Here is a 12758-nt window from a genome sequence, read left to right as displayed (position 1 = left end):
AGGAGGCATCGCAACACCGTGATCGTCCGTTCGTTCAAGGACATCGAAGGCACCGACCGGCACGTGAAATCCGCGTCCGGCACGTGGGAGAGCAAGCGGATCGTGCTCGCCAAGGAGAAGGTCGGCTTCTCCCTGCACGAGACGATCCTGTACGCGGGTACGGAGACGTCGATGTGGTACGCCAACCACATCGAGGCCGTCGTCTGTGTGGAGGGCGAGGCCGAGCTGACCGACCGCGAGACCGGGCAGACGTACACCATCACGCCCGGCACCATGTACCTCCTGGACGGGCACGAGAGGCACACGCTGCGCGTGAAGGAGGACTTCCGCTGCATCTGTGTCTTCAATCCGCCCGTGACCGGACGGGAGGACCACGACGAGAACGGCGTTTACCCGCTGCTCACCGAGGAGGTGTGAGTCACTGTGACCGCGACGACCGTCACCGATCTCTATCCCAGCCGCGGCACCACCGAGGTGTCCGTTCCCCGGCAGGACCCGGTCGTCTGGGGCGCGCCCGACGCGCCCGGGCCGATCGCGCCCGGCGACCTCCAGTCCTACGAGCGGGATGGCTTCCTCGCCATCGATCAGCTGATCACCGATGACGAGGTCGACGTCTACCGCGCCGAGCTGAACCGGCTCGTGACCGACCCGGAGATCCGTGCCGACGAGCGCTCGATCGTCGAGCCGAAGTCGAAGGAGATCCGGTCCGTCTTCGAGGTGCACAAGATCAGCGAGGTCTTCGCGAATCTGGTGCGCGACGAGCGGGTCCTCGGCCGGGCCCGGCAGATCCTCGGCTCGGACGTCTACGTCCACCAGTCGCGGATCAACGTCAAGCCGGGGTTCGGCGCCAGTGGCTTCTACTGGCACTCGGACTTCGAGACCTGGCACGCCGAGGACGGTCTGCCCCGGATGCGCACGGTGTCCGTCTCGATCGCGCTGACCGAGAACTACGACACCAACGGCGGGCTCATGATCATGCCGGGGTCGCACAAGACGTTCCTCGGCTGCGCGGGGGCCACGCCCAAGGACAACTACAAGAAGTCGCTGCAGATGCAGGACGCGGGCACGCCCTCCGACGAGGCGCTGACCAAGATGGCCTCCGAGCACGGCATCAAGCTCTTCACGGGCAAGGCCGGTTCGGCGACCTGGTTCGACTGCAACTGCATGCACGGTTCGGGCGACAACATCACGCCCTTCCCGCGCAGCAACGTCTTCATCGTGTTCAACAGCGTGGAGAACACGGCGGTGGAGCCGTTCGCGGCGCCGATCCGGCGTCCGGAGTTCATCGGCGCGCGGGACTTCACTCCGGTGAAGTGACCGCGGTCTGACCACCGGGCCGGTGCCTCTTCGTGTGGGACGAGAGGCACCGGCCCGGTTGCTCGTGTCCGGGCCGTCGGCCCGTCAGCCGGCCAGCACGTCCAGCAGCCGGTCCACGTCCGCCGCGGTGTTGTACACGTGGAACGCGGCCCGCAGGTTGCCCGCGCGGTCGGAGACCTCCACGCCCGCGCGGCTCACCTCGCCCTGCCGGTGGCCGAGTCCCGGCACCGAGACGATCGCGGACCCCGGCGCGGGCACCGGCTCGTGGCCCAGCGAGCCGAGTCCCGCCCGGAACCGGTCGGCGAGGGCGAGGTCGTGGGCGCGCACGGCGTCCACGCCCAGTTCCTCGATCAGCGCCAGCGAGTGCCGGGCCCCGGTGTACGCCAGCAGCGCGGGGCTCTCGTCGAACCGGCGCGCGGAGTGGGCGAGTTCCTCGACCGGGCCGTAGGTGCTGTCCCAGGGGCGCTCCCCCGCCGCCCAGCCGGCGAACAGCGGGGTCAGCCCGCCGAGGTCCTCGGGGACGACGAGGAAGGCGACGCCGCGCGGACAGAGCATCCACTTGTAGGCGACGGCCGCCACGTAGTCCACGTCGTCGGCGGGCACCGGCAGCCATCCCGCGGACTGCGAGACGTCGATCAGGGTCCGCGCGCCGTGCGCCCGGGCCGCGTCGCGCAGCGCCGCCAGGTCGGCGATCCGGCCGTCGGCGGACTGCACCGAACTGACGGCGACGAGCGCCGTGTCCGGGCCGACCGACTCGGCCAGCCGCTCCAGCGGCACGATGCGCACCTTCAGGTCGCCGCGGACGTGGAAGGGGTTCACCAGGGAGCTGAAGTCCCCCTCGGCGGTGAGGACTTCGGCCCCCGGGCGCAGCGACGCCGCGACGAGCCCGCTGTAGGTGGCGACCGACGCCCCGGCGGCGACCCGGGAGACCGGAACCCCGGCGATCCGGGCGAACGCCGCCCGGCCCGCCTCCACGTCGGCGAACATGTCGAACGGCTGGCCGGTCGCCGAGGACGCCACGGCGTCCCGCACCGCGACGACCGTACGGGCGGGCAGCAGCCCGGTGCCGGCGGTGTTCAGATAGGTGTTCTTCGGGTCGAACTCGGCGCGGACGAGGCTCTCGAAGGTCTCCATGACACCACTCTGAGGCCCCGAGACCTCCCCGTCCATTGCGGATTTCCGCGTGCTCCGCCCAAGGAACGCTTATGAGAACGCCCCTTCGGGGGCGCGGCGCTACCGCTCCAGGCGACCGTTGAACCTGCGAGGCAGCCCCAGCGGATTGTCGTCCCGCAGTTCTTCGGGAAGAAGTGCCTCCGGCGCCCCCTGGTACACCACCGGCCGCAGCCAGCGCTCGATCGCCGTCCCGCCCACCGACGTGGACGTCGACGTCGTCGCCGGGTACGGCCCGCCGTGGTGCTGGGACGGCGCCACGGCCACCCCGGTCGGCCAGCCGTTCACCAGCACGCGCCCGGCGAGAGGCGTCAGCTCGGCGAGAAGCTCGGCGCCGCGCCCCTCCCCCGCGGCCTCCTCGGCGGAGAGGTGCACGGTCGCCGTCAGGTTGCCCGGCAGTCGCGTCAGCACCCACCGGACCTCCGCCTCGTCCTCGTACCGGGCCACCACGGTGACCGGCCCGAAGCACTCCTCCAGCAGCAGCTCGTGCTCGCCCCCGGCGGCCAGCCGCGCCGCCGGCACGGTCAGGAACCCGGCGCTGACGGTGTGCTCACCGCCCGCACCCGGCGTGACCGGGGAGTCCACGTCGGGCAGCGCCGCCCGCTCGGCCACCCCGGCGACGAAGTTGTCCCGCATGCGGTGGTCCAGCAGGACACCGGCCTCGCTGTCGCTGACCGCCTCCGTGAGCGACTTGACCAGGCCGTCGCCCGCCGCACCGGACGGCACCAGGACCAGGCCCGGCTTGACGCAGAACTGCCCGACGCCCAGCGTCATGGAGCCGGCCAGCCCGGCGCCGATGGCCTCCGCCCGCTCGGCCGCCGCCGCCTCGGTGACCACGACCGGGTTCAGGGAGCCCAGTTCGCCGTGGAAGGGGATCGGGACCGGACGGGCCGCCGCCGCGTCGAACAGCGCCCGGCCGCCCCGGACGGACCCGGTGAAGCCGGCCGCGGCGACCAGCGGGTGCTTGATCAGCTCGATGCCCGCCTCGAAGCCGTGGACCAGCCCGACGACACCCTCCGGAATGCCGTGCCGGGCCGCGGCCCGCCGCAGTACCGCCGCGACCAGCTCGGACAGCGCCGGATGGTCGGGGTGGGCCTTGACCACGACCGGGCAGCCGGCCGCGAGCGCGCTGGCGGTGTCGCCGCCGGGCACGGAGAAGGCGAAGGGGAAGTTGGACGCCGAGTAGACGGCGACGACCCCGAGGGGCACCTTGTAGCGGCGCAGGTCCGGGACGGGCGGGGTCGCCGTGTCGTCGGGGTGGTCGATGACGACGTCGAGGAAGGCGCCCTCGTCGACTATGCCGGCGAAGGCCCTGAGCTGGTAACACGTGCGGGCGAGTTCGCCGGTGAGCCGGACCGGGCCGAGCGCGGTCTCCGCGTCGGCGGTCTCGACCAGGCCGTCCTTCGCCGCCTCCAGCTCGTCGGCGGCGGTGCGCAGGAAGGCGGCGCGGACCGTGCGGTCGGCCAGGGCGTCGCGCGCCGCGTGCGCGGCCCCGACGGCGAGATCCACCTCCTGGGCTGTGGCCTCCACCGCAACCTGTTCCCGCTGCTTCCCGGTACGGGGGTCGACACTCCAGACTGGTGCTGCTGCCACCGCGAGTCCCTCCACATCTGGGGCACTTCTAGGGACGTTCGATATACTGAACGCTGTCTCTGATGATGAACGTGGAGACTATAACTCCAGCTACCCGTCGAACGAAGGGGTCGAGGGCGATGTCGGCAGGCGAGGCAGGCGGCGGGGCGCAGGTCAAGTCCGCGGTGCGGACCGTGGAACTGCTCGAGTACTTCGCCGGCAGTCCCGGGATGCACTCCCTCGCGTCCGTCCAGGAGGCGGTCGGCTACCCCAAGTCCAGCCTGTACATGCTGCTGCGCACCCTGGTCGAGCTGGGTTGGGTGGAGACGGACGCGACCGGCACCCGGTACGGCATCGGCGTACGGGCGCTGCTGGTCGGCACCTCGTACATCGACGGCGACGAGGTGGTCGCCGCGGCCCGGCCGACGCTGGACCGGCTCTCGGACGACACCACCGAGACCATCCACCTCGCCCGGCTGGACGGCACCAACGTCGTCTACCTGGCCACCCGGCAGTCCCAGCACTACCTGCGGCCGTTCACCCGGGTCGGCCGTCGCCTGCCCGCCCACTCGACGTCGCTCGGCAAGGCGCTGCTGAGCACGTACTCCGACGAGCAGGTCCGCAAGCTGCTGCCGGAGACCCTCCCGGCGCTCACCGAGAACACCGTCACCGACCGGGAGAAGCTCATCGAGGAGCTGCGCCAGGTGCGGGAGCAGGGCTTCGCCGTGGACCGCGAGGAGAACACGCTGGGGCTGCGCTGCTTCGGCGTGGCGATTCCCTACCGCACCCCCGCGCGGGACGCGATCAGCTGCTCGGTGCCGGTGGCGCGGCTGACGCCGGCGCACGAACAGATGGTGAAGGACGCCCTGTTCGACGCGCGCGACCGGCTGACGCTGGCCACCCGCAGGCTCTGAAAATAGGCTCCGCGGCATGCACATCGCACTGCGCGCGGTCCACGACAGCGATCTGCCGGTCTTCTACCGGCAGATGAACGACCCGGAAGCGCTGCACATGGCGGCCTTCACCCCGAAGGACCCGGCGGACCGGGACGCCTTCGACGCCCACTGGAAGCGGACGAGGGCGTCGGACGACGTGGTGCGGGCGATCCTCGCCGACGGCGACGTGGTCGGCAGCGCGGCGGTGTACGGGGAGCCGGGCGAGCGCGAGGTCACCTACTGGGTGGACCGCGCGTACTGGGGGCGTGGTGTGGCGACGGCCGCGCTGCGGGCGCTGCTCGCCGAGGTGCCGGAGCGCCCGCTGTACGCGCGCGCGGCGGCGGACAACGCGGGGTCGCTGCGGGTGCTGGAGAAGTGCGGCTTCCGGATCACCGCGCGGGCCGGCGGTTACGCGCAGGCCCGGGGCCGGGAGATCGACGAGTTCGTGCTGGTGCTGCCGGGCTGAACCACCGCCCGTCCTCGCCGGGTGCCCTCCCCCGTGCCGAGGCGCCCCTCCCCCGCGCGGCGGAGGAGGATCGTCGCGGCGCAGGAGGTGCCGGGCGCCCGGGCACGGGAGCGTGGAGGGCATGACGCAGCCACTCGCCTCCCCCGTGCCCGCCGCTCCCCCGTCCCGCCCGTCCTCTCCGCACCCGTCCCCGGCCGGCCTCTCCCGTGCCCGCCGGGTGCTGCGGGCGGTCGCCGTCGTCGCCAGCCTGCCGTACCTCGGACTCAAGGCCGCCTGGATCGCCGGGAGCCGGATCGGGATTCCCGAGGGCAGTGCGCTGCTGGACCACCGGGTGGAGCTGGCCGTGGCCAACGGCCTGACCGTGCTGATGGACGGGTGCGTCATCGTGCTGGCGCTGGTGCTGACCCGGCCCTGGGGGCTGAGGGTGCCGGCCTGGCTGCTGGCGTTCCCGGTGTGGGCCGCCACCGGGCTGCTGGCCCCGATCATGGCCGGGTTCCCGCTCCAGCTCCTCGCGCGGCTGTTCACCGGTGACGTCGCCACGGCGTCCGACCCGAGGCGGGAGCCGTTCCTGGAGGACTGGGTGTTCGGGGTCGTGTACGGCGGGTTCATCGCGCAGGGGCTGGCACTCGGCACGCTGTTCGTGCTGTACGCCCGTGACCGCTGGGGGCACCTGTGGCGGGGCCGGGTGTGGGAGCTGCCGTCCGGCGTGACGGGCGGGGCCCAGCGGGCGATCGCCTCGGCGGCGGCGCTCCTCGCTCTGTTCCCCCTCACCCTCCGCCTGATCTGGGCCTGCGGTGGGACCGCGGGGCTGGCCGAGGGCACGGCAGCGAACCGGACCAGCGACTTCCACGTCCTGGAGGCCATGTACGTCGGCTTCCTCGCCATGGCCGCCGCCGGGGCCGTCCTGCTCGCCTTCCGCCGCGGCCGGGTGCTGCCCGTGGCCGTGCCGCTCGCCCTGATGTGGGTGGGATCCGGCGCCGTCGCCTGCTGGGGCGGCTGGATGATGCTCGCCTCCGTCCCCGGCGTGGACGACCCGGCCGACCGGCCGACACAGCTGATGAACCTCGCCTACGCTGGCCAGATGATCGTCGGCTTCCTGATCGCCGCCGTCTGCGCGCACTGGCTGGCGGAGCGGTCGGCCGGGGCCACCGCTCCGAGGCGGCCGTGACGGCGTTCGCCCGCCTGCTGTTCGGCCGGCGGGCGCGGCTGCGCTGGGTCCATCTGATCCTGGGCGGCGCGCTCGCCATGCCGTACGTCCTCGTCGGCGAGGTCGTCATCGGGCCGCTGGCCGGGGAGCGGGTCGTCTTCGGTTCGTTCCCGCTGCAACTGGCCGCCTTCGCGGCCGGGTTGCCGCTGGCGGCCCTCACCTCGCTGTTCCCCCTGACCCGGCCGCTGGAGGCGGCGGCCGTGCGGTGGCTGTGCGGCGTCGACGCGGACCGGCTCGCCTACGGGCCCGCCCGGACCCGGGGCGAGCGGGCGCGGACGGCTGCCTGGTACACGCTGCACCTGGGCGTCGGCGGCATCGTCGCCGGAATGTCCCTGGCCGTACCGCCGTTCGCCGTCGTGCTGATCGTGCTGCCCGTCCTCGCGGGCCTGCGCGGCAGCCGGCTCGGCCTGCCGGAGGTCTTCGACCAGGCCTGGGCACTGGCGCTGGCGCCGGTCGCGGGCGCCGCGACGCTGCTCGCGCTCGCCGGATGCGCCGCCGGCTGCGGGGCGCTGCTGGCCCGCTGGGCGCCCGTGCTGCTCGGCCCCTCCCCCGAGGACCGGCTCGCGGCGGCCGAGGCGCGCGCCGCCGACCTGGCCGTGCGCAACCGGCTCGCGCGCGAACTGCACGACTCCGTCGGGCACGCGCTGAGCGCGGTCACGCTCCAGGCGAGCGCGGCGCGGCGGCTGCTCGACACCGACCCGGAGTTCGTCCGCGAGGCGCTTTCCGCGATCGAGGACACCACCCGGCGCACGGTCGGTGAACTGGACGCCGTGCTGGGCCTGCTCCGGGACGGCGACGCACCGGGGACCGCCCCGGCGCCCACCCTCGCCGCCGACCTCGACGGGCTGCTGCGCCGCACCCGCGCGGCCGGCCCGCGGGTGACGGCGACGGTCTCGGCCGATCCCGCGGCGCTCCCGCCGCTGATCTCCCGGGAGGCGTACCGCATCGTGCAGGAGGGGCTGAGCAACGCCCTCAGACACGGCGGCGACCGGGTCGCCGTCGCCCTGCGGATCTCGGCCACGGACACCCGGCTGGAGATCACCGTGGAGAATCCGCTCAGCGGCGCCCCCGTCTCCCGGCCCGGCGGCGGCCACGGTCTGCGCGGCATCGCGGACCGGGCCCGGCTGCTGGGCGGCGCGGCGCGGGCGGGTGCCGAGGCCGGGACGTGGCGGCTGCGCGTACGACTGCCGTTGACGGGGCCCGCCCGCCCGGCGGCCCACGGGGCCGCAGCAGAGCCCAGCACGAAGGGACCCGCATGACCCGCACGCCGATCAGGGTCGTCCTCGCCGACGACGAGCGCATGGTCCGCAGCGCCCTGCGCGCCATCCTCTCCGCCGAGTCCGACGTGGAGATCGCCGGGGAGGCGGCCACCGGCGCCGAAGCGGTGTCCGTGGTGCGCGAGACGCGGCCCGACGTCGTCCTGATGGACGTCCGCATGCCGGAGACCGACGGCATCCGCGCCACCGAGCAGATCCTCGCCACGCTCGCCGAGCCGCCCCGGATCGTCGTCGTGACCACCTTCGAGAACGACTCCTACGTGTACGACGCGCTGCGCGCCGGCGCCGCCGGGTTCCTGCTCAAGCGCGCCGACGCCGACACCCTCGTACAGGCCGTGCGGCTGGTGGCGCGCACCGACACGCTGCTGTTCCCGTCGGCCGTACGGACCCTGGCCGCCGAGCACGCACGCGCGTACCCGGCGCCGCCGCAGTGGGCGGCGCGGCTCACCGGGCGCGAGGGCGAGGTGCTGCGGCTGATGGCGACGGGCCTGACCAACGCGGAGATCGCCGGCCGGATGGGGGTCGGCGCGGCCACCGTGAAGTCGCACGTGGCGGCCGTGCTGGCGAAGACCGGCAGCCGGGACCGCACCCAGGCGGTGATCCGCGCCTACGAGGCCGGGTTCATGAACGGGGCATGAGAAAACCGGCCGGACACGGATGGAAGGGAACGATTCGCCTCCGCCCGCTCGTCTTGTCAGCGGGATGAACAAGACAATCAGGCGAGCAGCGGTCTTCACGCTGTTCCTGGTGTTCGCTCTGCTGGTCAGGGCGACCTGGGTGCAGTTCTACAAGGGCGATGCTCTGGCGGACGACAAGGACAACCGGCGCAACGCGATCGAGACGTACGCGGAGCCGCTGGGCGACATCATCGTGGCCGGGGAGTCGATCACCGGCTCGGCGCGCACGGAGGGAGGCGACCTCGCCTACAAGCGGACGTACGAGAACGGCAGGCTGTACGCGGCCGTGACGGGCTACGCCTCGCAGGCCTACGCGCCGACCCAGCTGGAGGGCATCTACCAGTACGTGCTCAACGGCACCGATCCGCGGCTGAAGACCGTGCTGGACACGGTCACCAACCGGCGGGCCGAGCCGGGCAACGTGGTCACGACGATCGACCCGGCGGTGCAGAAGGCCGGGTTCGAGGCGCTCGGCGGCAAGAAGGGCGCGGCCGTCGCCATCGACCCGAAGACCGGCCGGATCCTCGCGGTGGTGTCGACCCCGTCGTACGACCCGTCGTCGCTGACCGACGCCAGCACCGCCGGGAAGGCGTGGGAGCGGCTCACCGGGGACGAGGACAAGCCGCTGACCAACCGGGCGCTGCGGCAGCCGCTGCCGCCGGGCTCGACGTTCAAGCTGGTCGTGGCGGCGGCCGCGCTGGAGAACGGCCTGTACGGCTCGGTGGACGAGCGGACCGACAGCCCGGCCCCGTACACGCTGCCGGACACCTCCCGCGTGCTGCCCAACGAGAACCCCGGCGCCCCCTGCGAGAACGCCACGATCCGCACCGCGCTGCGGTACTCCTGCAACAACGTCTTCGCGAAGATGGCGGTCGACCTGGGCCAGGACGAGCTGCGCGAGACGGCCGAGCGGTTCGGCTTCAACGACGAGTCGCAGGACGTGCCGGTGCGGGCCTACACCAGCGTGTACCCGCAGGACATGAACCGCCCGGAGACCGCCCTGACCGGCATCGGCCAGTTCGACGTGACGGCGACGCCGCTCCAGATGGCCATGGTGTCGGCGGCCATAGCCAACGGCGGCAAGCTGGTCTCACCGCACATGGTGTCGCAGATCACCGACAGCGGCGGCGACGTCCTGCGGGACTACGGCGACGCCGACACCAAGAAGGTCGTCAGCTCCTCCACCGCCGAGCAGCTCCGGTCGGCCATGCAGACCGTGGTCGAGGAGGGCACCGGCTCCAACGCCCGGATGCCGGGCGCGACGGTGGGCGGCAAGACGGGCACGGCCCAGCACGGCGAGAACAACAGCAAGACCCCGTACGCGTGGTTCACCTCGTACGCCAAGTCCGACTCCACGGGCGAGGAGGTGGCCGTGGCGGTCATGGTCGAGCAGTCCGACGCGGCCCGCTCGGAGGTGAGCGGCAACGGCCTGGCGGCCCCGGTGGCCAAGGCGATGATGAAGGCGGCGCTCACGCGCTAGCGCTCCCCGGCGGGTTCGGTCCGTCATACGGCGTTCGACACACCGTACGGTCGGTACGTCCGACGCTGCTACAGTTCCGGATTCCGGCCCGGCGCACGGCTGTTCGACGCCGGGGAAGCCGCTGCGAGGAGAATCCGCCCGTGGGCACAGTCGTCGACGACGCCGCCTCCGTGGAGTTCCACGCCTTCTTCGAGCGCCACCACGCCGAACTCTCCCGGCTCGCCCATCTGCTGACGGGCGAGCCGGACGCCGCCGACGACCTGGCGGCGGACGCCCTGCTGGCCGTGTGGCACCGCTGGGACCGGGTCCGCGCGGCCGACCACCCGGCGGCGTACGCCCGGGGGGTCGTCGCCAATCTCGCCCGTACCCGCATCCGCACCGCCGTGCGCGAGCGCAGACGGATCGCCCTGTTCTGGTCCCAGCGCGAGGAGAGGACGGAGAACCCGGACGTCGCGGGGGTGGTGGACGTGCAGGAGGCGCTGCGCCGGCTGCCGTTCCGCAAGCGGGCGTGCGTGGTACTGCGGCACGCGTTCGACCTCTCCGAGAAGGACACGGCGCTCGCCCTGGGCGTCTCGGTGGGTACGGTGAAGAGCCAGACGTCGAAGGGAATGGCCGAGTTGCAGCGGTTGCTCGGCCCGCAGGCGGCTCCGAAGCGGGTGCACGCGGTGATCGCGCGCAGCGGTGGGGCCGCGGGAAGGAACGGATGACCGGGCAGCGGGACGTGGACGAGGACCTGCGCGCCCGGCTGCACGAGGCGGCCGGGGCCCACCAGCCCGACCGGGCGCGCATCCTGGCCCGGGTGGAACGCGGCATGGCGGGCCAGGACCACTCCGGGCATCACCGGGCGACGCGTCCGCCGCTGCTGGGCTGGGCGCGGGTGGCCGGGGCGACGGCCGCGGTGGCCGGGGTCCTCGTGGTCGGCGGCTACGCGGTCGCGTCCGCGGTGAAGGACGACGCTCCCCCACAGCGCTCGGTCGCCGCCTCGCCGACCCCAGCGCCGTCACCTGAGGGCGCCACCGGCCGGGCGCCCGTACCGCCGGCCGGCCCGCCTGAAAGCACCGCGCCCGCGACGAAGGCCCCGGACGCCCCCGCCTCCTCCCGGCCCCCTGCCTCGTCGGGGACCGGCCCCGGGAGCGGGACCGGGACCGGGACCGCCCGGCCGCCCGCCTCCGCCGTCGAGGACGGCCCGTTGTGGTCGGACGGCTCGGTGGACCCGCACAGCAACGAGTTCTGGGCGCAGAGCAACGTCACGCTCAGGACCGATGAGCCCCTGACCGCGCTCACCGTCGAACTGAGGGTGGCGCAGACCGGCGGGGTCGCCTCGACCGGCGCCTGGCGGGCGCTGCCGGAGGAGGACTTCACCTTCACGGTCGACGAGCGGGACGGTTTCCTCGTCCACCGGTGGACGCTCAAGCCGGGCCGTACCGTCCCGCCGGGCGAGTGGATGTTCGCGGGCCAGTACAACCACGCGCGCGGCGACCGGGACGCGCAGGGCGACCGCTACAGCGCGACGGCCGCCGCCGGGTCCGGACGGCTGTCGGTGGAGGGCGGCTTCGCGCCCCGCGACGGCGGCTCGTGAAGAACTTCTGAGAACACGGCAACCCATTCCGCGCCGGTGGCGACCAGGAAGCGCGAAGATCCTCTCCCCACGCAAGGAATTGGGCATGACTGCACGAGCTGAACAGCGCGTCCGACACCGCCGCCGGGTCACCGGGCGGCGGGCTGTGATCGCCGGAACCGCTGCCTTCGGCCTCACCGGTGCGGCCATCGTCACCACGACGATGCTGTCCACCGCGGGTGCCGCGTCGTCCTGGCCCGCGGACACCGGCAGCAAGCCCGTCTCGTCGACGATCCCGGTCAAGGGAACGTACGACGGCGGGATGAAGAAGTTCTACGGCACCGGCGCCCTGGGCGGCGGCAGCCAGGACGAGGGCCAGGACCCGGTCTTCGAACTGGCGGACGGCGCCACGCTGAAGAACGTCATCATCGGCACCCCCGCCGCCGACGGCGTCCACTGCAAGGGGTCCTGCACCCTGCAGAACGTGTGGTGGCTGGACGTCGGCGAGGACGCCGCCAGCTTCAAGGGCACCTCGCCCTCGTCCGTGTACAAGGTGTACGGCGGCGGCGCGAAGAACGCCGACGACAAGGTGCTCCAGTTCAACGGCGCGGGCAAGCTCGTCGTCTCGAAGTTCCGGGCCGAGAACTTCGGCAAGCTGGTGCGCTCCTGCGGCAACTGCAAGAAGCAGTACCCGCGCACGATCATCATCAACGACGTGGACATCACCGCGCCCGGCAAGTCGATCGTCGGCGTCAACCAGAACTACGGCGACACGGCGGCCCTGCGCAACGTCCGCATCCACGGCGACGGCAAGAAGAAGACCGAGACGTGCGTCCGCTTCGAGGGCAACAACACCGGCAAGGAGCCCAAGAAGCTCTCCCCGGCCGGTCCGTCCGGCAAGACGTGCAACTTCACCGCTTCGGACATCAGCTACGAGTGACCGTCCGAGCCACCTGATCCACCGGCCCGCCCCCCGGGCCGGTCGGTGCCGTCCGAGCCCCCACTCGGCCGGCCCGCCGAACGCCCCCGCCGGTGACGACCGGCGGGGGCGTTCTCCTGTCCGCCCCCGAAACTTCCGGATGCCGCCGTCCCGTTGACG

Annotated in this window: 13 protein-coding genes; 11 read left to right on the top strand and 2 right to left on the bottom strand. The window is 73.0% G+C overall.

Annotated elements, in window-relative coordinates; translation table 11 throughout:
• Positions 1-18 precede the first annotated feature (18 nt).
• Positions 19-417, top strand: a complete 399-nt coding sequence (locus ACLGIH_RS26615) for an ectoine synthase (protein ID WP_416527810.1) — start codon at positions 19-21, stop codon at positions 415-417.
• A 6-nt stretch (positions 418-423) separates the two neighbouring features.
• Entirely contained in the window at positions 424-1317 is an 894-nt protein-coding gene (gene thpD, locus ACLGIH_RS26610; RefSeq protein WP_416527809.1) for an ectoine hydroxylase, read from the top strand.
• A gap of 84 nt (positions 1318-1401) precedes the next feature.
• Here thpD and ACLGIH_RS26605 read toward each other — a convergent pair whose 3' ends face one another.
• Together ACLGIH_RS26605 and ACLGIH_RS26600 are read right to left on the bottom strand one after the other, a co-directional pair.
• Positions 1402-2487: an aminotransferase class V-fold PLP-dependent enzyme gene (locus ACLGIH_RS26605; protein ID WP_416527808.1), complete on the bottom strand. Its 1086-nt coding sequence runs from the start codon at positions 2485-2487 to the stop codon at positions 1402-1404.
• A gap of 63 nt (positions 2488-2550) precedes the next feature.
• Positions 2551-4080, bottom strand: coding sequence for an aldehyde dehydrogenase (NADP(+)) (locus ACLGIH_RS26600; protein WP_416527807.1), 1530 nt, complete (start codon positions 4078-4080; stop codon positions 2551-2553).
• Between the two features lie 119 nt (positions 4081-4199).
• Between ACLGIH_RS26600 and ACLGIH_RS26595 the strand changes: the two genes are divergently transcribed.
• From ACLGIH_RS26595 to ACLGIH_RS26555, 9 genes are all read left to right on the top strand, one after another.
• Positions 4200-4973, top strand: coding sequence for an IclR family transcriptional regulator (locus tag ACLGIH_RS26595; protein ID WP_416527806.1), 774 nt, complete (start codon positions 4200-4202; stop codon positions 4971-4973).
• A gap of 16 nt (positions 4974-4989) precedes the next feature.
• Positions 4990-5460: a GNAT family N-acetyltransferase gene (locus ACLGIH_RS26590; RefSeq protein ID WP_416527805.1), complete on the top strand. Its 471-nt coding sequence runs from the start codon at positions 4990-4992 to the stop codon at positions 5458-5460.
• 121 nt (positions 5461-5581) lie between these two features.
• Positions 5582-6628, top strand: coding sequence for a hypothetical protein (locus tag ACLGIH_RS26585; RefSeq protein WP_416527804.1), 1047 nt, complete (start codon positions 5582-5584; stop codon positions 6626-6628).
• Entirely contained in the window at positions 6625-7926 is a 1302-nt protein-coding gene (locus ACLGIH_RS26580; protein ID WP_416527803.1) for a sensor histidine kinase, read from the top strand. Before ACLGIH_RS26585 ends, ACLGIH_RS26580 begins: the two co-directional genes overlap by 4 nt.
• Complete coding sequence (locus tag ACLGIH_RS26575; protein ID WP_416527802.1) at positions 7923-8582, top strand: response regulator; 660 nt, start codon at positions 7923-7925, stop codon at positions 8580-8582. The genes ACLGIH_RS26580 and ACLGIH_RS26575 overlap by 4 nt, the downstream gene beginning before the upstream one ends.
• A gap of 64 nt (positions 8583-8646) precedes the next feature.
• The gene (locus ACLGIH_RS26570) at positions 8647-10101 is read left to right on the top strand and encodes a peptidoglycan D,D-transpeptidase FtsI family protein (RefSeq protein ID WP_416527801.1); all 1455 of its coding nucleotides are present in this window, start codon (positions 8647-8649) and stop codon (positions 10099-10101) included.
• 140 nt (positions 10102-10241) lie between these two features.
• The gene (locus ACLGIH_RS26565) at positions 10242-10808 is read left to right on the top strand and encodes a SigE family RNA polymerase sigma factor (protein ID WP_416527800.1); all 567 of its coding nucleotides are present in this window, start codon (positions 10242-10244) and stop codon (positions 10806-10808) included.
• The gene (locus tag ACLGIH_RS26560; RefSeq protein ID WP_416527799.1) at positions 10805-11680 is read left to right on the top strand and encodes a hypothetical protein; all 876 of its coding nucleotides are present in this window, start codon (positions 10805-10807) and stop codon (positions 11678-11680) included. The genes ACLGIH_RS26565 and ACLGIH_RS26560 overlap by 4 nt, the downstream gene beginning before the upstream one ends.
• Before the next feature lie 85 nt (positions 11681-11765).
• Complete coding sequence (locus ACLGIH_RS26555; RefSeq protein WP_416527798.1) at positions 11766-12599, top strand: pectate lyase; 834 nt, start codon at positions 11766-11768, stop codon at positions 12597-12599.
• Positions 12600-12758: the final 159 nt, after the last annotated feature.

The organism is Streptomyces hamibioticus, assembly GCF_047946815.1.
Lineage (GTDB): Bacteria > Actinomycetota > Actinomycetes > Streptomycetales > Streptomycetaceae > Streptomyces.
The sequence above is the reverse complement of the archived record's forward strand: the minus strand, read 5'-3'. Positions and strand labels throughout refer to the sequence as shown.

Coding starts and splice junctions, on each gene's coding strand:
- ACLGIH_RS26605 (WP_416527808.1), bottom strand. CDS start 2,487: ATGGACGGGGAGGTCTCGGGGCCTCAGAGTGGTGTCATGGAGACCTTC.
- ACLGIH_RS26595 (WP_416527806.1), top strand. CDS start 4,200: ATGTCGGCAGGCGAGGCAGGCGGCGGGGCGCAGGTCAAGTCCGCGGTG.
- ACLGIH_RS26590 (WP_416527805.1), top strand. CDS start 4,990: ATGCACATCGCACTGCGCGCGGTCCACGACAGCGATCTGCCGGTCTTC.
- ACLGIH_RS26585 (WP_416527804.1), top strand. CDS start 5,582: ATGACGCAGCCACTCGCCTCCCCCGTGCCCGCCGCTCCCCCGTCCCGC.
- ACLGIH_RS26575 (WP_416527802.1), top strand. CDS start 7,923: ATGACCCGCACGCCGATCAGGGTCGTCCTCGCCGACGACGAGCGCATG.
- ACLGIH_RS26570 (WP_416527801.1), top strand. CDS start 8,647: ATGAACAAGACAATCAGGCGAGCAGCGGTCTTCACGCTGTTCCTGGTG.
- ACLGIH_RS26560 (WP_416527799.1), top strand. CDS start 10,805: ATGACCGGGCAGCGGGACGTGGACGAGGACCTGCGCGCCCGGCTGCAC.
- ACLGIH_RS26555 (WP_416527798.1), top strand. CDS start 11,766: ATGACTGCACGAGCTGAACAGCGCGTCCGACACCGCCGCCGGGTCACC.